The sequence below is a fragment of the Ruegeria sp. F11 genome (assembly GCF_056533855.1).
Genome location: NZ_JBQFOW010000007.1, coordinates 135,963 through 154,910 on the forward strand (window position 1 = coordinate 135,963; position 18,948 = coordinate 154,910).

Annotated in this window: 18 protein-coding genes; 12 read left to right on the forward strand and 6 right to left on the reverse strand. The window is 61.1% G+C overall.

Features of this window, described 5'->3' with window-relative positions:
- Position 1 precedes the first annotated feature (1 nt).
- From tolR to ACR0NJ_RS11245, 12 genes are all read left to right on the forward strand, one after another.
- On the forward strand, positions 2-472 hold the full coding sequence (gene tolR / locus ACR0NJ_RS11190) for a protein TolR (RefSeq protein WP_480817212.1): 471 nt from the start codon (positions 2-4) through the stop codon (positions 470-472).
- Between the two features lie 15 nt (positions 473-487).
- Positions 488-1,600 (forward strand): energy transducer TonB, encoded by a 1,113-nt coding sequence (locus tag ACR0NJ_RS11195; RefSeq protein WP_480817213.1) that lies wholly within the window; start codon positions 488-490, stop codon positions 1,598-1,600.
- Positions 1,597-2,916 carry a Tol-Pal system beta propeller repeat protein TolB gene (tolB, locus tag ACR0NJ_RS11200; RefSeq protein WP_480817214.1) on the forward strand — a complete coding sequence of 440 codons (1,320 nt, stop codon included), beginning with the start codon at positions 1,597-1,599 and terminating at the stop codon, positions 2,914-2,916. Before ACR0NJ_RS11195 ends, tolB begins: the two co-directional genes overlap by 4 nt.
- An 84-nt stretch (positions 2,917-3,000) precedes the next feature.
- Positions 3,001-3,507 (forward strand): peptidoglycan-associated lipoprotein Pal, encoded by a 507-nt coding sequence (gene pal, locus ACR0NJ_RS11205; RefSeq protein ID WP_480817215.1) that lies wholly within the window; start codon positions 3,001-3,003, stop codon positions 3,505-3,507.
- A gap of 4 nt (positions 3,508-3,511) precedes the next feature.
- Positions 3,512-4,336: a tol-pal system protein YbgF gene (gene ybgF, locus ACR0NJ_RS11210; protein ID WP_480817216.1), complete on the forward strand. Its 825-nt coding sequence runs from the start codon at positions 3,512-3,514 to the stop codon at positions 4,334-4,336.
- A complete protein-coding gene (gene tilS / locus ACR0NJ_RS11215) occupies positions 4,327-5,586 on the forward strand; it encodes a tRNA lysidine(34) synthetase TilS (protein WP_480817217.1) in 1,260 nt (419 codons plus the stop codon). The genes ybgF and tilS overlap by 10 nt, the downstream gene beginning before the upstream one ends.
- Positions 5,587-5,661: 75 nt before the next feature.
- Entirely contained in the window at positions 5,662-7,578 is a 1,917-nt protein-coding gene (gene ftsH / locus ACR0NJ_RS11220; RefSeq protein ID WP_480817218.1) for an ATP-dependent zinc metalloprotease FtsH, read from the forward strand.
- Positions 7,579-7,671: 93 nt separating this feature from the next.
- Complete coding sequence (locus ACR0NJ_RS11225) at positions 7,672-8,247, forward strand: MOSC domain-containing protein (protein ID WP_480817219.1); 576 nt, start codon at positions 7,672-7,674, stop codon at positions 8,245-8,247.
- Between the two features lie 186 nt (positions 8,248-8,433).
- Positions 8,434-10,110 (forward strand): formate--tetrahydrofolate ligase, encoded by a 1,677-nt coding sequence (locus ACR0NJ_RS11230; protein WP_480817220.1) that lies wholly within the window; start codon positions 8,434-8,436, stop codon positions 10,108-10,110.
- A gap of 57 nt (positions 10,111-10,167) precedes the next feature.
- Positions 10,168-10,473: a chorismate mutase gene (locus ACR0NJ_RS11235; RefSeq protein ID WP_480817221.1), complete on the forward strand. Its 306-nt coding sequence runs from the start codon at positions 10,168-10,170 to the stop codon at positions 10,471-10,473.
- Between the two features lie 52 nt (positions 10,474-10,525).
- Positions 10,526-11,416: a bifunctional methylenetetrahydrofolate dehydrogenase/methenyltetrahydrofolate cyclohydrolase FolD gene (gene folD / locus ACR0NJ_RS11240; protein ID WP_480817222.1), complete on the forward strand. Its 891-nt coding sequence runs from the start codon at positions 10,526-10,528 to the stop codon at positions 11,414-11,416.
- A gap of 206 nt (positions 11,417-11,622) precedes the next feature.
- Positions 11,623-12,363: a LytTR family DNA-binding domain-containing protein gene (locus ACR0NJ_RS11245; protein WP_480817223.1), complete on the forward strand. Its 741-nt coding sequence runs from the start codon at positions 11,623-11,625 to the stop codon at positions 12,361-12,363.
- A 2-nt stretch (positions 12,364-12,365) separates the two neighbouring features.
- Here ACR0NJ_RS11245 and pdeM read toward each other — a convergent pair whose 3' ends face one another.
- The 6 genes from pdeM to ACR0NJ_RS11275 all read right to left on the reverse strand — a co-directional run bounded on the left by pdeM (position 12,366) and on the right by ACR0NJ_RS11275 (position 18,900).
- Positions 12,366-13,028, reverse strand: a complete 663-nt coding sequence (gene pdeM, locus ACR0NJ_RS11250) for a ligase-associated DNA damage response endonuclease PdeM (protein WP_480817340.1) — start codon at positions 13,026-13,028, stop codon at positions 12,366-12,368.
- Between the two features lie 41 nt (positions 13,029-13,069).
- On the reverse strand, positions 13,070-15,481 hold the full coding sequence (locus tag ACR0NJ_RS11255; protein ID WP_480817224.1) for a ligase-associated DNA damage response DEXH box helicase: 2,412 nt from the start codon (positions 15,479-15,481) through the stop codon (positions 13,070-13,072).
- Positions 15,482-15,521: 40 nt separating this feature from the next.
- Positions 15,522-16,829, reverse strand: coding sequence for an ATPase (locus tag ACR0NJ_RS11260; RefSeq protein ID WP_480817225.1), 1,308 nt, complete (start codon positions 16,827-16,829; stop codon positions 15,522-15,524).
- 116 nt (positions 16,830-16,945) lie between these two features.
- Positions 16,946-17,491, reverse strand: coding sequence for a prepilin peptidase (locus ACR0NJ_RS11265; protein ID WP_480817226.1), 546 nt, complete (start codon positions 17,489-17,491; stop codon positions 16,946-16,948).
- Between the two features lie 3 nt (positions 17,492-17,494).
- Positions 17,495-18,346: a tetratricopeptide repeat protein gene (locus tag ACR0NJ_RS11270; RefSeq protein WP_480817227.1), complete on the reverse strand. Its 852-nt coding sequence runs from the start codon at positions 18,344-18,346 to the stop codon at positions 17,495-17,497.
- Between the two features lie 29 nt (positions 18,347-18,375).
- On the reverse strand, positions 18,376-18,900 hold the full coding sequence (locus ACR0NJ_RS11275) for a tetratricopeptide repeat protein (protein ID WP_480817341.1): 525 nt from the start codon (positions 18,898-18,900) through the stop codon (positions 18,376-18,378).
- Positions 18,901-18,948 lie beyond the last annotated feature (48 nt).

Here is an 18,948-nt window from a genome sequence, read left to right on the forward strand (position 1 = left end):
GATGGGGGCGGCGGTTCAGCAACCCTCGGCCGGGAACGGGCGTAGGCGTGGGCGGCGGCGTGGCCGCGCGCAACCAATGGCCGAGATCAACGTGACGCCCTTTGTGGACGTGATGCTGGTACTGCTGATCATCTTCATGGTGGCCGCGCCTTTGTTGACGGTTGGCGTGCCGGTGGACCTGCCGAAGACGGCAGCCAGTGCGCTGCCGGGGGATAGCGAAGAACCGCTGACCGTGACCCTGACGGCGGATGGCCGGGTACAAATCCAGACCACGGATGTTGTGCGCGAAGAATTGATCGGCAAGCTGCGCGCCATCGCGGCTGAGCGCAGCAGTGATCGTGTATTCCTGCGTGCGGATGGGGCGATTCCTTACGCTCAGGTCATGCAGGTCATGGGTGCGCTGAATGCGGGCGGTTTTTCCAATGTGGGTCTTGTGACGGATACCGGCGGGCCAACGCTGGATGATGGGTAAAGGTGAGGTGGCGCGGTGGATACCGGCACCAGGATTTCGGCGATTGCGCATGTCGGCCTGATCGGCTGGGCGCTGTTTGGCGGCGCGTTCCGGTCCGAACCGCTGCCGATGGCCGTGCAGGATGTGTCCGTGATTTCCGCTGAGCAATTTACCGCTATGACCGCGCAAACTAACGCGCCCGAGGTGCCGGTGACGCCCTCGGCTTTGCAGCAGCCGCCGGAGCCGGAAACCGAATCCGGTAGGCCCGAGCAATCACAAGAGGTCGAGCCTCAGCCCGAGCCCGTGACCCCGGCAGAACCCGAGCCCGAAGTCGTGCCGGAAACGGTTGAAGCCCCGCCTGAACCGGAATTGCCCGAGGAACCTCCGGTTCTGACCGAGCCCGAGCCAGAGATTGCCGCCTTGCCGGTCCCGCCCGGACCCGAGGCGCAGCCAAGCCCTTCGGACCGGGTCGCGCCCGAGCCGATTGCACCCCCGCCGCCCGAGGCCAAGCCGGATGAGGTGGAAACGCCGCCGGTGTCCCTGGACGAAGGGGCCGAGGTTCAGCAGGAACAGCAGGATCAGACTGCGCCCGAGGAAGCCGCGCCCGAGATCGTGACAGAGGCGGAGGAAACTGATGAGCAATCCCCCCTGACCTCGCCCCGCCCGCGCGTGCGGCCAAATCGGCCTAACCCGCCGCCCGTACAAGAGGCGGAGGTAACCCCTGAGCCTGAGGCGCAAGAGCCGGAGACCCCTGCGCCAACCGACGAGGCCGCTATCAACGATGCGCTGGCCGAGGCATTGGGCGGCAACAGCGAACCCTCGGGTCCGCCGCTGACCAGCGGCGAAAAGGACGCAATGCGGCTGGCGGTTTCGCAGTGTTGGAACGTAGGGTCGCTGTCAACTGATGCGCTGAACGTTGTGGTGGTTGTCGGGTTTTCCCTGACGCCCGAAGGCAAGGTTGTTGGCGGCAGCCTGCGTATGATCGACAGCTCTGGCGGGTCTGCCGGTGCCGCAAAACAAGCCTATGAGGCCGCCCGCCGCGCAATCCTGCGTTGTGGCGCGAAAGGATACGATCTGCCTGCTGACAAATACGCGCAATGGCAGGATATTGAGATTACATTCAATCCCGAGAGGATGCGGATCAAATGATGAAACTTCTGACCAGCCTCTTTGTTGGCCTGACCCTGATGGCCGCACCGGTCTACGCGCAAAGCGGACCACTGCGTCTGGAACTGGACCAGGGGATTATCGAGCCTTTGCCCTTTGCGGTGCCGAACTTCGTGCCCGACGGCCCGGCTGCGGCGCAATATGCCATCGATATCTCGCGTGTGGTTGCGTCGGACCTGACCGGGACGGGACTGTTCCGCGAAATCTCATCGGAGGCGTTTATCAGCCGGGTCAGCAGTTTCGACGCTCCGGTGCAGTTTGCCGACTGGAAAGCGATCAATGCCGAGGCGCTTGTGACCGGGGCCGTCAATGTCTCGGGCAATCGCCTGACGGTGCGGTTCCGGGTGTGGGATGTGTTCTCGGGTCAGGAACTGGGCAATGGTCTGCAATTTGCGGGCACGACCGAGGGTTGGCGGCGCATGGCGCATAAGGTAGCCGATCAGGTCTACAGCCGGGTAACGGGTGAGGGCGGGTATTTTGACAGCCGGGTCGCTTTTGTCTCGGAAAGCGGGCCGAAGAACCAGCGGCTTAAGCGGCTGGCGATCATGGATTATGACGGCGCAAATGTGCAATATCTGACTGACAGTGCCGCAATCGTGCTTGCGCCGCGCTTTTCCCCCACCGGCGACCGGCTGCTGTATACCAGCTATGAAACCGGCAGCCCGCGTATCTATGTTCTGGACGTGGACCGCGTGAAACGGCAGGTGCTGAACACGCCCGATGGCACGATGAGCTTTTCGCCGCGCTTTTCGCCGGATGGCCGGTCGATTGTCTATTCGCTGATTCAGGGCGGAAACACGGACCTTTGGAAGATGGACCTGGCCTCGGGCCAGAGCACGCGGCTGACTAACACGCCCGCGATCGAGACCGCGCCCAGCTATTCGCCGGATGGCAGCCAGATCGTGTTCGAAAGCGACCGCTCGGGCACGCCGCAGTTGTACATCATGCCTTCAAACGGGGGCGAGGCTACACGGATCAGCTTTGGACAGGGCCGCTATGGCACGCCGGTCTGGTCGCCACGCGGCGATCTGGTGGCGTTCACCAAGCAGAACAAGGGCCGGTTCCACATCGGCGTGATGCGTACCGACGGCAGCGAAGAACGGCTGTTGACCTCATCCTTCCTGGACGAAGGCCCGACATGGTCTCCGAACGGGCGGGTCATCATGTTCACCCGCGAAACGCAGGGCGCAAGCGGTCGGGCGACGCTCTATTCTGTGGATATCTCAGGCCGGAACCTGCGGCCTGTGCGCACGCCCGATGGCGGCAGCGATCCGTCCTGGGGGCCGTTGCAGAATTGATCGCCGCGCGAGCGCGGCAAAGTTCACAAGAAACCGCCCTTGTGATAGACAGGCGGCAATAAAACAAAACACGAGGCACATGAGATGAACGTATTGGGCAGAATTCTTGCAGTGGGCGCGCTGGGTGCGATGGCCGCCTGCACAAGCAACGATCCTTCGGCATTGGGCGGCGGGGGCGCGGGCGGCAGTGGCTCGATCCTGCCGGGTTCGCCCAGTGATCCACGCTCGCCTGCGTATTTCCAACAGACGGTCGGGGATCGGGTGCTGTTCGCGGTGGATCAGTCGACCATTTCTCCGCAGGCGCAGACGATCCTGCAGGGGCAGGCGGACTGGCTGCTGGCGAACCCGGATTATGTAGCCACCATAGAAGGCCACGCGGATGAGCAAGGCACACGGGAATACAACCTTGCGCTGGGCGCGCGCCGGGCCAATGCGGCGAAGGAGTTCCTAATCTCGCGCGGGGTTGCGGGTAACCGCCTGACCACGGTCAGCTATGGCAAGGAACGCCCGATCGAGATTTGCAGCACCGAGGAATGCTATTCCAAGAACCGCCGCGCGGTGACGGTGCTGACCGGTTCAACCTTGGGGTAAGACGATGAGACTTGTTGGATGGGTTCTGGCAGCAGTTGTCGCAACCGCTGGCGTGGCAAAGGCGCAGGATCAGCAGACGCTGGCGGATATTCGTCAGGAACTGACGGTATTGCATGTGGAAATCCAGCGCCTGAAGCGTGAGTTTTCCACCACCGGCTCTCCCGCGCCGAACCTGTCCGGCAGTTCCATTCTGGAACGCGTCGATGCTATTGAGGCCGAACTGCAGCGCCTGACCAGCCAGACCGAGCAGTTGAATCAGCGGGTGCAGAACATTGTCTCCGATGGGACCAACCGGATTGGCGATCTGGAGTTTCGGTTGGTCGAGCTTGAGGGTGGCGATTTATCGACGTTGGGCGAAACATCGACTCTGGGGGGTGAAGAACAGACGGCGACCGCCGTTCTTCCGACGCCAACCGAACCGTCAACCTCGGATCAGGGTGAGTTGGCCGTCGGCGAACAAGCTGATTTCGACACAGCCTCGCAGGCATTGGCGGATGGTGACTTCCAGAACGCGGCGGCTCTGTTCGCGCAGTTCGATACCTCCTATCCCGGCAGCCCGCTTGCGCCCGAGGCACATCTGAAACGCGGGCAGGCGTTGGAGGGTTTGGGCGACACCCGCGAGGCCGCGCGCGCGTTTTTGGCCAGCTTCACCGGCGATTCCGAAGGGGCGTTTGCGCCCGAGGCGCTCTATGAATTGGGGGCCGCGCTGGGCCGGTTGGGGCAGACGGATCAGGCCTGCATCACTCTGGGCGAGGTCGGGGTGCGCTTCCCTGCTTCGGCCACCGTATCTCAGGCCACGCAGGAAATGACGTCGCTGGGGTGTACTTGAGCGAACAGGCCGCCAGCTTACGGTCCGAACTGCGCGCACGGCTGCCTGACCGGCTGCCGAAGCATCTGGGCGTCGCTGTGTCGGGCGGGGGCGATTCCGTCGCGTTAATGCACTTGCTGCACGAGGTTGCGCAGAGCGAACGGGTAGAGGTTTTCGCCGCCACCGTAGATCACGGCCTACGGTCGGAATCCGAGAGAGAGGCGGAAATCGTCGCGGAACAGGCCGCACGTTTGGGCATTCCGCACGAAACCCTGCGCTGGCAGGGGTGGACCGGCGCAGGCAACCTGCAGGATCAGGCGCGGCAGGCTCGGTATGCTTTGTTAACGCAATGGGCTCGGGGCAACGGGGTTGACGCGATCGCGCTGGGCCACACGGCGGATGATCAGGCTGAGACGGTTCTGATGCGGCTGAGCCGGGCCGCAGGTGTGACCGGGCTGTCGGCCATGCCGGTCTCACATAACCGGGACGGGATCGAGATACTGCGCCCGATGCTGGGCATCACCCGCCAGCAATTGCGGGACTATCTTGTCAATATCGGCGTCAGTTGGGTCGAGGACCCCTCGAATCACGACACCCGCTTTGATCGTATCAAGGCGCGTCAGGCACTGGATGGGTTGAAACCTCTGGGAATTTCGGCCGAGACCCTTTCGCGGGTTGCTGAAAATTTAGCACAAGCCCGTGATGCTTTGGCTATTTATACGCAGGAATCCGCCCGCCAGGTCGGCATGGTCGAGGCCGGGGACGTGCTGGTAGACCGCGCCGGCTTCACGGCTCTGCCTGCCGAGATCCGCCGCCGGTTGATGCTGGGTTTTATCGGGTGGGTCGCAGGGCCGGGCTACCCGCCCCGACAGTCCGCGGTCGATCAGGCGATATCCGCGCTGGAAAGCGGGCAGGCAGGGTCCATTGGGGGCTGCTTGTTGGTTCCAGAGGCCGAAAAAACGCGGATTTGCAGGGAGTTTAAGGCGGTCGAGGGGATTAAAGCCACCATCGGGCAGCATTGGGACGGACGGTGGCTATTGACCGGCCCTGAAATCGAAGGGGCTGAAATTCGCGCCCTTGGTGAAAAGGGGCTGCTGTTGTTGCCGGATTGGCGCGCAACGAGGCGGCCGCGCCTTGCGCTGCAATCCACTCCGGCGCTTTGGCAGGGGGATACGCTGCTTTCCGCCCCTCTGGCCGGGTTTGAAAACGGCTGGCGTGCTAAATTGACCCCTAAGTGGCCCGAGTTCCACGCTTCGTTTTTATCGCATTGAACCTGCCACAATCATCTCTATTTTAAGAGACAAGCGGCAGGTCCCCATCTGCCGAAATCTTTTGGGAGATTTTCCTTGGGCAACGCTCGTAACATCGCCTTCTGGGTCGTTCTGTTTCTGCTGATCCTTGCACTGTTCAATCTGTTCAGCGGACCGGGCGGAACGCTGCAGAGCAATGAAAGAACCTATTCCGACTTTGTCAGCGCCGTGCAGGGCGGTGAAGTCAAGAATGTGACCCTGGATGGTGAGCAGATCCGCTACACCACACAAAGCGGCGGTACTTACGTCACCATTAAGCCGGGCGATGCCGAGGTCACGAAGCTGCTGATCGACGAAAACATCCCGGTGCGGGCTGAGAAACAACAGCAGTCGGGATTCCAGTCGTTCCTGATCACGCTGCTGCCTTTCCTGCTGCTGATCGGTGTCTGGGTCTATTTCATGAACCGGATGCAGGGCGGTGGCAAAGGCGGTGCGATGGGCTTTGGCAAGTCCAAGGCCAAGATGCTGACCGAAAAACATGGCCGCGTGACCTTTGACGATGTCGCGGGCATCGACGAGGCCAAGGAAGAGCTGGAAGAGATCGTGGAATTCCTGCGCAACCCGCAGAAATTCTCGCGTCTGGGCGGCAAGATTCCCAAAGGCGCGCTGCTGGTTGGTCCTCCGGGCACCGGTAAGACGCTGCTGGCGCGCGCGATTGCGGGTGAGGCGGGTGTGCCGTTCTTCACCATTTCGGGTTCTGACTTCGTGGAAATGTTCGTGGGTGTCGGGGCCTCTCGTGTGCGCGACATGTTCGAACAGGCCAAGAAGAACGCGCCCTGTATTGTCTTCATCGACGAGATCGATGCCGTCGGTCGCCATCGTGGTGCCGGTTATGGCGGCGGCAATGATGAACGCGAGCAAACGCTCAACCAGTTGCTGGTCGAGATGGACGGGTTCGAGGCCAATGAAGGTGTGATCATCCTTGCGGCCACCAACCGTAAGGATGTTCTGGACCCTGCGCTGCTACGTCCGGGCCGGTTTGACCGCAACGTGACCGTCGGCAACCCTGACATCAAAGGGCGCGAGAAGATTTTGGGCGTGCACGCGCGCAAGACGCCTCTGGGTCCCGATGTCGATCTGCGCATCATTGCGCGCGGAACACCGGGTTTCTCAGGTGCCGATCTGGCGAACCTCGTGAACGAGGCCGCGCTGATGGCTGCCCGCGTGGGCCGTCGCTTTGTCACCATGGAAGATTTTGAGAACGCCAAGGACAAGGTGATGATGGGGGCCGAGCGCCGCTCGATGGTGTTGACGCAGGACCAGAAGGAAAAGACCGCCTATCACGAGGCTGGCCATGCCGTTGTCGGCATGACGCTGCCGCTGTGCGATCCGGTTTACAAGGCGACGATCATCCCGCGCGGTGGTGCCTTGGGCATGGTGGTCAGCCTGCCCGAGATGGATCAGTTGAACTATCACCGTGATGAGTGTGAGCAGAAACTGGCGATGACCATGGCCGGTAAGGCCGCAGAAGTCATCAAATACGGTGAGGATCATGTGTCCAACGGCCCCGCCGGTGACATCATGCAGGCCAGCCAATTGTCGCGCGCGATGGTGATGCGTTGGGGCATGTCGGACAAGGTCGGCAATATTGACTATGCCGAAGCGCATGAGGGGTATTCCGGCAACACCGCAGGCTTCTCGGTCTCGGCCCACACCAAGGAACTGATCGAGGAAGAGGTGAAGCGCCTGATCCAGCAGGGATATGAGCGCGCGCACCAGATTCTGACGGAAAAGAACGAGGAATGGGAGCGTCTGGCGCAAGGTCTGCTGGAGTACGAAACCCTGACAGGCGACGAGATCAAGCGCGTCATGAACGGCGAATCTCCGACCGAGGGCGATGACGAAGGCGACAACCCCGATCAGGGCAGCGCGCCCAGCGTGACCGCCATTCCCAAGACCAAGGTCAAGAAGTCTCCGCCGGATGGCGGGATGGAGCCGGAACCAACGGCATAACCAAACCAGACCCGGGCCTTGTCCCGGGTCTTTTCTTTTCGCCCGGTTTGAATTCTAGTGGCCGCTTGAAAAGGGCTTCGGAAAGGGACGATCATGCCGGTTTTGCGCGAAACGGAATTTACGGGCGAGGTCGTCTGGCTGGGCCATGTCCCGGCGGGAAAAAGCATACGGGCTGATGCTGTCAATTCCTTGTCCCTTGATTTTTCCGGCAGCCGGGGAGAGCGGCACGAAGGCGTCAACCGCGCCTCCTGCGTGCGGATGCAGAACATCTACCCCAAGGGCACCGAAATCCGCAACGTGCGGCAACTATCGGTGCTGTCCGAAGAAGAGATGCAGGCGACGGCGGCCGAGATGGGGCTGGACGGGCTGGACCCGTCCTATCTGGGGGTCAGCATCCTGTTGCGCGGCATTCCGGATTTTACCCACGTCCCGCCCTCGTCACGGCTGCAGGGACCCGACGGCGTGACGATCACGGTAGATATGGAGAACCGCCCCTGCGTGATTCCCGGTCGCGAGGTCGAAGCTGATCTGCCCGGCCACGGTGCCGCGTTCAAACCGGCGGCGAAGGGGCGGCGTGGTGTGACGGCGTGGGTCGAACGGCCCGGAGAGTTAGAACTGGGTGACCGGATGAAGCTGTTCGTTCCCGATCAGCGCGCCTGGGCAACTTAAGACACAGGTTTTCCGATCAGAAACGATCAAAGTTGCGTGACGCCACCCTGTAATTGACGCTACGCCGTTTCACGGCATGAATATGTCGGAATCTATATCCACTGCGATTGTGCACAACGGTATGGATTTCTCAGCGCTGACGCTTTGCGTCGGTTTCGCACGGCATTCAATCAGGGACCCTGCCCAATGAGCTATAAATCCGACATCGAAATCGCCCGCGAGGCGAACAAGAAGCCGATCCAGGAAATCGGTGCCAAGCTGGGCATCTCCAGCGACGATCTGCTGCCTTACGGCCATGACAAGGCGAAGGTCAGTCAGGACTTCATCAATTCGGTGCAGGATCGCGAAGACGGCAAGCTGATCCTTGTGACCGCGATCAACCCGACCCCGGCGGGTGAGGGCAAAACCACCACCACCGTGGGTCTGGGGGACGGTCTGAACCGCATCGGCAAAAACGCGATGATTTGTATCCGCGAAGCCTCGCTGGGCCCGAACTTCGGTATGAAAGGCGGCGCTGCGGGGGGCGGTTACGCGCAGGTTGTCCCGATGGAGGAAATGAACCTGCACTTCACCGGGGACTTCCACGCCATCACAAGCGCCCACTCGCTGCTGTCGGCGATGATCGACAACCACATCTATTGGGGCAACGAGCAGGAAATCGACACACGCCGCGTTGCATGGCGTCGCGTGGTCGACATGAACGACCGCGCGCTGCGTCAGATCACGGCGTCCTTGGGCGGTGTGTCGAACGGCTACCCGCGTGAGGCTGGTTTCGACATCACCGTGGCGTCCGAGGTTATGGCGATCCTGTGCCTGGCCAATGACCTGAAGGACCTGGAAAAGCGTCTGGGCGATATCATCGTGGCTTACCGCCGTGACAAGACCCCGGTCTATTGCCGCGACATCAAGGCCGAAGGTGCTATGACCGTTCTGCTGAAAGACGCGATGCAGCCGAACCTGGTGCAGACGCTGGAAAACAACCCGGCCTTTGTTCACGGTGGCCCGTTCGCGAACATCGCGCATGGCTGTAACTCGGTCATCGCAACCAAGACCGCGCTGAAAGTGGCTGATTATGTCGTCACCGAAGCGGGTTTCGGGGCCGATCTGGGGGCCGAGAAATTCATGAACATCAAGTGCCGCAAGGCGGGGATTGCTCCGTCGGCTGTGGTGCTGGTTGCCACCGTTCGCGCGATGAAGATGAACGGCGGCGTCGCCAAGGCCGATCTGGGCGCGGAGAACGTCGACGCGGTTCAATCCGGCTGCGCCAACCTTGGTCGCCACATCGAAAACGTCAAATCGTTCGGCGTGCCCGTCGTTGTCGCCATCAACCACTTCGTCACCGATACCGATGACGAGGTGGAAGCGGTCAGAAACTATTGCGCCGATCATGGCGTCGAAGCCGTTCTGTCGCGTCACTGGGAACTGGGCTCGGACGGCTCGGCTCCGCTGGCGGAAAAGGTTGTCGAAATCGTCGAAGGTGGCTCTGCGAACTTTGCGCCGATCTACCCCGATGATATGCCTTTGTTCGAGAAGATCGAAACCATCGCCAAGCGCATCTACCGTGCTGACGAAGTGCTGGCCGACAACAAGATCCGCAACCAACTGCGCGAGTGGGAAGATGCGGGCTATGGCAACCTTCCGGTCTGCATGGCGAAAACCCAATACTCGTTCTCGACCGATCCGACCCTGCGCGGTGCGCCGACCGGCCACTCGGTTCCCGTGCGCGAGGTTCGCCTGTCCGCAGGTGCTGGTTTCATCGTGGTTGTCTGCGGAGAGATCATGACCATGCCCGGTCTGCCGCGCAAACCGGCTGCGGAAACCATCTGCCTTAACGACGCAGGTGAGATCGAGGGCTTGTTCTAAGCCGCCGAATAGGACATCTCGTGGTCCGGGGAATCCCCGGGCCATGAGGAGATCACGATGCCCACTCTGACACCGCCGCAAGACTGCCGATCTATGCAGGAGTTGCGGGTTCAGATCGACAAGCTGGACCGCCAACTGATCGAGTTGTTGGTGACGCGGGCGGGGTATATCGACCGCGCGTCCGAGCTGAAACCGGGCGAGGGCCTTCCGGCCCGCATACTGGAACGGGTCGAAGAGGTGGTGCAAAACGTACGCGCCCATTCGGATGATCTGGGACTGGATCCGGATCTGGCCGAACAGCTGTGGCGCATATTGATTGACTGGTCGATCGCACGGGAAGAGCGCGTGCTCGGACCTGACTGAATGATCGGGTGCCCATGCGCCCGAGACGTTATTGGGAAGAAGGGATCACAGGATGGTAGCTCAAGTCATCGACGGTAAGGCTTTTGCGGCCAAAGTGCGTGCGCAGGTGGCCGATCAGGTCGCAAAGCTGAAGGAAGAAAACGGCCTCACCCCCGGTCTGGCCGTGGTTTTGGTGGGCGAAGACCCGGCCAGTCAGGTCTATGTCCGCTCGAAAGGCAAGATGACCGTCGAGGTTGGCATGAACTCGTATGAGCACAAGCTAGACGCCGATACATCCGAAGCGGACCTGCTGGCGCTGATCGATAAGCTGAACAACGATCCGGCTGTGCATGGTATTCTGGTACAACTGCCTCTGCCCAAGCATCTGAACGAAGATCTGGTTATCAACTCGATTGATCCGGCCAAGGATGTGGATGGCTTCCACATCTCGAACGTGGGTCTGCTGGGTACCGGTCAGAAATCGATGGTGCCCTGCACGCCGCTGGGCTGTCTGATGATGCTGCGCGACCATCATGGCTCACTGTCGGGCATGGATGCGGTTGTCGTTGGCCGCTCGAACATCGTGGGCAAGCCGATGGCACAGCTTTTGCTGGGCGACAGCTGCACCGTCACCATCGCGCATTCGCGCACCAAGGACCTGCAGGATGTTGTGCGCCGCGCTGATATCGTTGTGGCCGCCGTTGGCCGTCCCGAGATGGTGCCCGGCGATTGGATCAAGGAAGGCGCGACCGTGATCGACGTGGGCATCAACCGGATTGAACGCGACGGCAAGAACAAGCTGGTCGGAGATGTCGACTATGCCAGCGCGGCCGAGCGTGCGGGCGCGATCACCCCGGTTCCGGGCGGCGTGGGACCTATGACAATCGCATGCCTGCTGGCCAACACTCTGACCGCGTGCTGCCGCTCCAACGGCCTGCCCGAGCCCGAAGGGCTGACGGTCTGATATCCAACGGTCGGGCCGTTCAATTCGGTCCGACCGGCATTTTCCTGCGATGCTCAAACTGATGCGCGCGCCGGATTATTCCCAGTGAATTAACTTTTAACACGTCTAGGATCGTGATATTTCTGCGTTCCCAGTCAGTTACAAGGTGAAGGCGCTTGCCGCTCTGCACCGGCTGATCGGGATAGGGAGTGGATCGTTTAGTTGGTATGACGTCGAAGTTAGTTCTGGTTCGCAGCCTGTGTACGCCCCAGCGGGTGGTTGCTGCAGCAATATTCCTTCCAGTGTTGGCCTATGCGTTTCCGCCGTTTCTGGTGGCAGACCTGCCATTCATCTTGCGGCTGCTGTTTTGGACCGGAGTGATGGCGCTGGCGCTGGCGGCGACTTGGGTGGCGCGCAGGCTGGTGGGGGACAAACTGGCCGAGGCCAATCTTCACCTGCGTGACCTCGCATTTGCGGCGCTGGTGCTTGCCTTGCTGACACCGTCGCTATGGCTTCTGGCCTGGGTTCTGTTCACCTTCGGCGGTCATATGACCCCCGCGCTGACCACAGTCGCGAACTATGGAATTCTGTTTTCCGCCGGGTTGTTTCTGGTACGCCGAAATGAACGGGATGTGGCGGAGCCGGTTTTGCCCGCTACGCCGCGCCTGATACGCCGGCTTCCGGCCTCTTTCACCGGGCGGATTTTTCATCTGACCGTACGCGACCACTATGTTGATGTCGTCACATCCGAGGGCACCTTTACCATCCGGTCCCGCCTGACCGACGCCATCGCCGAGATGGAACCTGTGCCCGGACATTGTGCGCACCGGTCCCACTGGGTGAGCGATGACGCCATCATTGGTGCCAAGAGAACGGATGGCAAAATCTGGCTGCGGCTGGTGAATGGCGATCTGGTTCCGGTCAGCCGGAAGTACCGACCGAGGCTTGAGCAGGATGGCCTGATCTGAGCCTATCGCGGCATCGGGATCATCTGCGGGGTAGGTCCGGTTAGGATGGCCCGCGCATCCATGCCCATAAGACGCGACAATGCCTGATCTGTGCTGCGCAACCCGCCGGTATAGGCCCCGTAGGCGGGCAAGATGAGGCGGTTGCTGTCCAGCAAAAAGGCCGGACGGGTGATTGCCCGCCCCCTCGCTCGCAATGTCGCCTTGGGGTGATAGTGGCCCGAGACCTCACCCTGCGCGCCGGGTTCGGCGATATGCCGAAAGAGCAGTGATTGACAAGACCAGTTGGCCCGATGCGTGCCGCCCAACTCAATGGGGCCGGGGTCGTGGTTGCCCTCGATCCAGATCCAGTCCCGGCCCGCCTGCATCGCGGCGATCCGAAGCGTCTCGGATGCTGCCAGCGAGGTCGAGGCGAGCAGATCGTCAAAACTGTCACCGAGGCACAGCACCGTTTCGGCCCCGGTCCGGTCCAAATCTGCGGCCAGCCGATCCAGCGTGTCTCGGCTATCATAAGGCGGCAGAGCGGGGCCGCCGAGCCGGGCCAGCCGCTCGGACTTGCCCAGATGCAGGTCCGAGACGCACAGCAAGCGCTGATCCGGCCACCACAGCGCACCCGAGGCAAGGGCGGACAGGCGCTGACCGGCAAATGAAAACTCTAACCCGTTCATGATACGTTCTTTGCCGGTTTCACCCCGCAACGCAAGGTGAATCACGAGGGCTTTAATCCGGCCTTCTGCAACAACCGCGCGCTTTCTTCGGCCAGCAACCGTTCCTCGGCAGCGCCTTTGACCGGAACCTTGCCGACCTCCAGAAACAGCGGCGCGGCCAGCGGGGATACGCGGTCCAGGCGCAACAGGTCGATCCGGTCGCCGATGCGGGCGACCATGGCTTCGATCCGCCCGAAATCGACCAAGCCGCGCATGGCCTCCTCGCGGGTGATCTGCATCAGCAAGTGATCGGGGTCATATTTCAGCAGCGTGTCATACAGGATATCCGAGGAAAACGTCGCCTGCCGCCCGCTTTTACGCTGACCGCCGGTGTTGCGCTCGATCAGCCCCGCGATGGTGGCCGAGGCGCGAAAGGTGCGCTTCATCACGGCGTTTCCGGCCAGCCAGGTGTCCAGCCCCTCGCGCAGGGCATCCAACTGGAACAGGGGGCGCGGGTCGGTTACGGCGTCCAACCCCCAGATCAAGGTCGCGTAGTCCGTTGCCACAAATCCCAGCGGGGCCAGACCGGTTTCCTCCATCCGTTTGGTCAGCAGCAGCCCCAGCGTTTGCTGCGCGTTGCGCCCGGCGAAGCCGTAGACGCACAGGTTTTCACGCCCGTCATTGGGAAAGCTTTCGATCAGCAGACGGTCGCGTTGGGGTAGGCGGGAAATCTCGCGTTGCAGGGTCAGCCAGTCGGCGGTGTGGTTCGGCAGTTGCGGCCAGTTGTCCTGCGAAAACATGCGCAGGATGCGGTCGCTCAGTTGCGTTGAGGTCGCGAATTTCGTGCCCGAAAACACGGCGACCTTGGGCTTTTTGTCCGCGCGGCGGCTGACCTCGACCACCATTTCGCGCAGGCCTTCGTAGCGCACGATCTGACCGCCGATCAGGAAAGTGTCACCGGGGGTGAGCGAGGCCGCGAAGCCTTCCTCGACCTCACCCAAGGGTTTGCCGCCCCGGTTGCGTTTCAGCCGAACTTTCAACGTGTCAGTATCCTGAATTGTCCCCAGATTCCTGCGGATACGCTGCGCCGCGCGGGGATCGCGCAACTGCCACAGCCCGTCAGGGCGCTGCTGCAGCCGTTGCCAGCGGTCATAAGCGCGCAGGGCGTAGCCGCCGGTTGCGCAGAAATCGAGACAAGCATCGAATTCGGCGCGCGTCAGCCGCGCATATGGCCCGGCTGAGGTCATCTCCTGAAACAACGCATCCACCTCAAAAGGGCCGGCAGCGGCGGCGATCAGGAGGTGCTGGCACAGCACGTCGCGCGGGCCGGGACCGCGCGGTTCGCCGTCAAGCTCATGCGCCTTGGCAGCCTCAAGTGCTGCGACGCATTCCACCACTTCAAAGCGGTTTGCGGGCACCAGCAAGGCCTTGGACGGGGCGTTGTAGCGGTGGTTCGCACGCCCGATCCGCTGCACCAGACGTTTGACATTCTTGGGCGCGCCGATCTGGATCACCAGATCCACATCACCCCAGTCGATCCCCAGATCCAGAGAGCCGGTGCAGACGATGGCGCGCAGATCGCCGCGCACCATTGCGGCCTCGACCCGTTCGCGTTGTTGCCGGTCAAGGCTGCCGTGGTGGATGCCGATGGGCAGGCCTTCGTCATTGGCAAGCCACAGATTGTGAAAGAAAATCTCGGCCTGCGCGCGGGTGTTGTGGAAGATCAGCGTCGTCTTGTGCTGCCGGATTTGCTCCAGCACCGCCGGGATCGCGTAAGCCGCGCCGCCGCCGGACCAAGGGGGCATTGCTTCGGTCTCAAGCATTCGGATATCCGGATCGGGGCCGGGGTCGGCCTGTATGATCCGGCAGGGATCCGGGTGGCGGGCCAGAAAGCGGGCAATAGCGTCGGGGTCCTCGACCGTGGCCGACAGGCCGACGCGGCGCATGTCGGGGCAGAGGCGCTGCAGACGGGCCAGCGCCAGCATCAACTGATCCCCGCGCTTGCTTTCGGCCAGAGCGTGAATTTCATCCACGACAACGCGCTGAACTCCTTGGAACATATGCGGCGCGTCTTCGTACGACGTCAGCAAAGCGAGGCTTTCCGGCGTGGTCAGCAGGATATGGGGCGGGTCGACGCGCTGGCGTTTCTTTTGCGTGGCCGATGTGTCGCCGGTGCGGTCCTCGATACGGATGGGCAGGCCGATCTCATCCACGGGCGTGCGCAGGTTGCGCTTGATATCTGCCGCCAGCGCCTTGAGTGGCGAGACATAAATCGTGTGCAACCCCGCATGCGCGCCGTCCGAAAGTTCAGCCAGAGAAGGCAGAAACCCCGCCATCGTCTTGCCGCCGCCGGTCGGGGCAATCAGCAGATTGGCCGGGTCATTGGCCCGGTCAAACATCTGTTGCTGATGGGGGTGGATGGACCAGCCTTTGGCTGTGAACCAGGCCTCAATCCGTGCGGGAATCTGCGTCATGGACGCAGACTACCCGTCTCAGCGTGAGAATGGCACGGCGTTATTTGACGATTGTTTCGTCTTTGACGAACATGTTCGCCCAGGCGCGGTCAATCAAATCGGGGCTCATCTGATAGGGAATGCCCTCGAACTCGCAGATCGAGATCATCTGGTCGATCAGGAAGATCGGCTGATAGTTCGCGTAGATATTGTTGATGGTCGGGTATTTGACCTTCAGCAAATGCACCAGTGCGGCTTCGTCCAGCGGCATACCGCGTTTGCGGGCGACCATGGCGAAGATTTTCAGGAAGTTCTCCTGATTTGGGCCGTCGATCTTGATCTTGAAGAAGATCCGGCGCAGGGCGGCTTGGTCGAAGATTTCGTTCGGGTGGAAGTTGGTCGAGAAGATGACCAGCGTGTCAAACGGCACCTCGAACTTCTCACCCGATTGGAGGCCAAGGATATCCTTGCTTTCCTCCAGCGGAACGATCCAGCGGTTGATCAGGGCCTGAGGGGGTTCGGCCTGACGCCCAAGGTCGTCCACAATGAAGATGCCGCCGGTCGATTTCAGCTGCAGCGGCGCCTGATAGGTCCGCGCGGTGGGGTTATAGACCAGATCCAGCATGCTCAGCGACAGTTCACCACCTGTCACAACGGTCGGGCGTTCGCATTGAACGTAGCGCGTGTCGAACCGCTTACGGCGGCGCAGGCTGTTTGGGTCGTCTTCTTCCTGTTCAATCGCGGTATGCACGATCGGGTCGTAAACGGTGATCACCTGACCGGCATATTCGATGGCGCGCGGGACATAGACGTTGTCTCCCAGGGCATCCCTGATCCCGTTCGAGATCGAGGATTTACCGTTGCCCGGAGGGCCATACATCAGAACCGACCGCCCCGCGCTGACCGCAGGGCCAAGCTGATCCAGCAGCATGTCGGGCAGAACCAGATGGCCCATGGCACCCGTCAACTGCTCGCGCGTGACCTGAATGTTACGGATCGATTGCCGCTTGACCTGCTCGCGGTAGACATCCAGCGGCACCGGCATTGCGCCGAAGTATTCCGACTGGCTCAGCGCGTCCAGCGCGCGGGCTTTTCCGGCGTCGGTCAGTTGGTATCCCATCTCATTGCCGCTGTTGGCGTTCAGCGTCCCGGTCGCCTCGAGCAGTTTTTGCTCGCGCGCGATGTCGATGAGTTCCTGTGTGACCGAACCGGGCAGGCAGATGGCGGCGGCGACCTCGGAAACCGTGTCAACGTTTTTGCGGAAAACGGTTTTCAGCATAATGTCCCGCATCATCACCAGCGGAAGCTTCATTTCGCCCAACCCCTTGGGGGCAGGGGGGGCCATAACGGATGAGGTCTGCATATTCATAAGCGTTGCCCGTTTATTCAAATGTCACGCAAAAGCCCTTTACCGGGCAACCACGGTGAAATCTGGCCCAGCTTTGTGGCGGGACCAAGGCAGCGAAAAGGCGCGCTGATGATAGTTTACGATCCGAGAACAGTGCCCAATATCAAATACATGGCAAGTGAGCCCGCAAGGGCGAGGCCCATCGGGAATTTCTTGCCTGTGTCCCAACTGTCCCAATGGGGCGCGATGGTGCGCAAACGGCTGTGTTTCGCAATGCGATGGGTCGCGACAGCCGCCAGCAGGCAGGCGATCATGACGGGCAAAAACACAAGGATATCCCCCGTCCAGACAAAGGGCGAGGCCGCCGCCAGAAACTTCGCATCCCCCGCGCCCATCGTCCCTGCGGCGTTCAGGATTATGCCGACAATCAGGACAATGACGATGTGCAAAAGCTGCCAGAAATAGATCGGCAGCGTCAGGGAAAGTGGCCCGATGTTGCCGCTGACCAGCCCGCTGGACCAGGGTGGAAGCGCTATCAAACCGACAACGACAAACACCAAGGCCAGCGTCACAACCGCGTGGTTCTTGATCCGCATCTCACGCATGTCAGTGAAGGCGACATAAAAGCAGATCGGCAACACGAAAGGCAGGAACCAGAGCGCGCCAGCAGCTGGAATTTGCATGGATCAGCTTGCCTCGAGCGCGCGAAGCGACCGGACCGCCTCGTCAAAATGCTGCGGGTGGGTGGCAATCGCCTCGCGGAACAGGTTCTTGGCCGTGTTCACATCCCCTTGTTTGACCGCCGATATTCCCATTGTGTTCAACAACCTGGCGCGTTCGACCTGCGACATGGGGACAACCGGCATGCTGTAATTGCCCTGCGCCGCGCGTGCCAGAACAAGGTTGTTCTTGGCGGTAAACAGCGAATTGTCCTGACGGATCGCGTCGTTAAACAGCCGCTCGGCCTCGTCGTATTGACCGCGGCTCAGTTTCGAGTAGCCCCAGTTGTTCATGACACTGCCTGGGCGAGTCGTCAGCCCGACGGCGGTTTCATAGAAGTGATCCGCGCGCTTCCAGTCTTTCTGGGAATCCGCTACCAGCGCCTCGAGCCGATACCGCTTGAAAGTCTCATAGGTAGGAGGGACCGAGTCCAGAACGGTTTTGGCCTTTTTCCAGTCCCCGTTACGTACCAATGCGTCGGCATATTCAACCTTGTCGGCACTATTGGTGCCTTTCATGGTCGTCACCCGCTTCCATGCGGCAGCGGCTTCGGTGGTGCGCTTCGCGCGGGCCAGCGATATGGCCAGCCCCCGTTGCAGGTCGATCCGGTCAGGGTTCTTGCTGGCCGCACCATGGAAATAGGTCACGGCCTCGTTGGGGTCGGCCGCGCTGAGCAGAACGTCATTCAGGTTGGTTTCGTCAATGACGTTCACTTCCTGAAATGTGCGTTCGACTTTTTCCTCTTCAGTCTCTTTCGCGCAGCCAGCCAGAACCAGCCCGCCAAGAATGATGGATGGAATCAAGAATTGTTGGCGCATTTTTGCGTCCTTTACTGCTCTTGCCTCGGTTACTGGATTTTGCGCAGCGAAAATTGCCCGTCGCCAAGCTGTTCCAGCGTATATTCTTGTTCTTGTGCGGTATTATTAACAGGATTTTCCATTTTTGCGAGTGCTAAGCGCAGATTGTCACGGATTGCGTCACTTTCGCCATTGTCCAGCGCAAAGGCGCGGCGAAAGACCTGCGCGGCCTCGGGGTATTCTCCGGTTTCCATCAGAAGAACGCCGAGATTGTTCCAGGCTACAGGCCAATCCGTGTCCTCCTCAACCGCGCGGCGCAGCAGGGTTTCGGCTTGTCCCAACCGGCGCAGGCCAAGGTTGGCGGTGCCCATGGATGTGAGGATCTGAGTGGTCAGTCCCTCCTCGAGCGCTGCGCGGGTAAAGGTTTCCAGCGCCAGTTCATATTCCCCTGCCGCCATCAGGCGATTTCCGACGGTGATGTTGTCCGCAGCTTGTCCTTTGGGGTCCACCCCCGGCGCATCCAGCCCGTTGGACTGGGTGCTTTCAGTGCAAGAGGCCATCACGGTAAACACCATGATGGCCTTAAGCACTTGGCGAAACCCTGAAAGGTCACACCGGCGGAG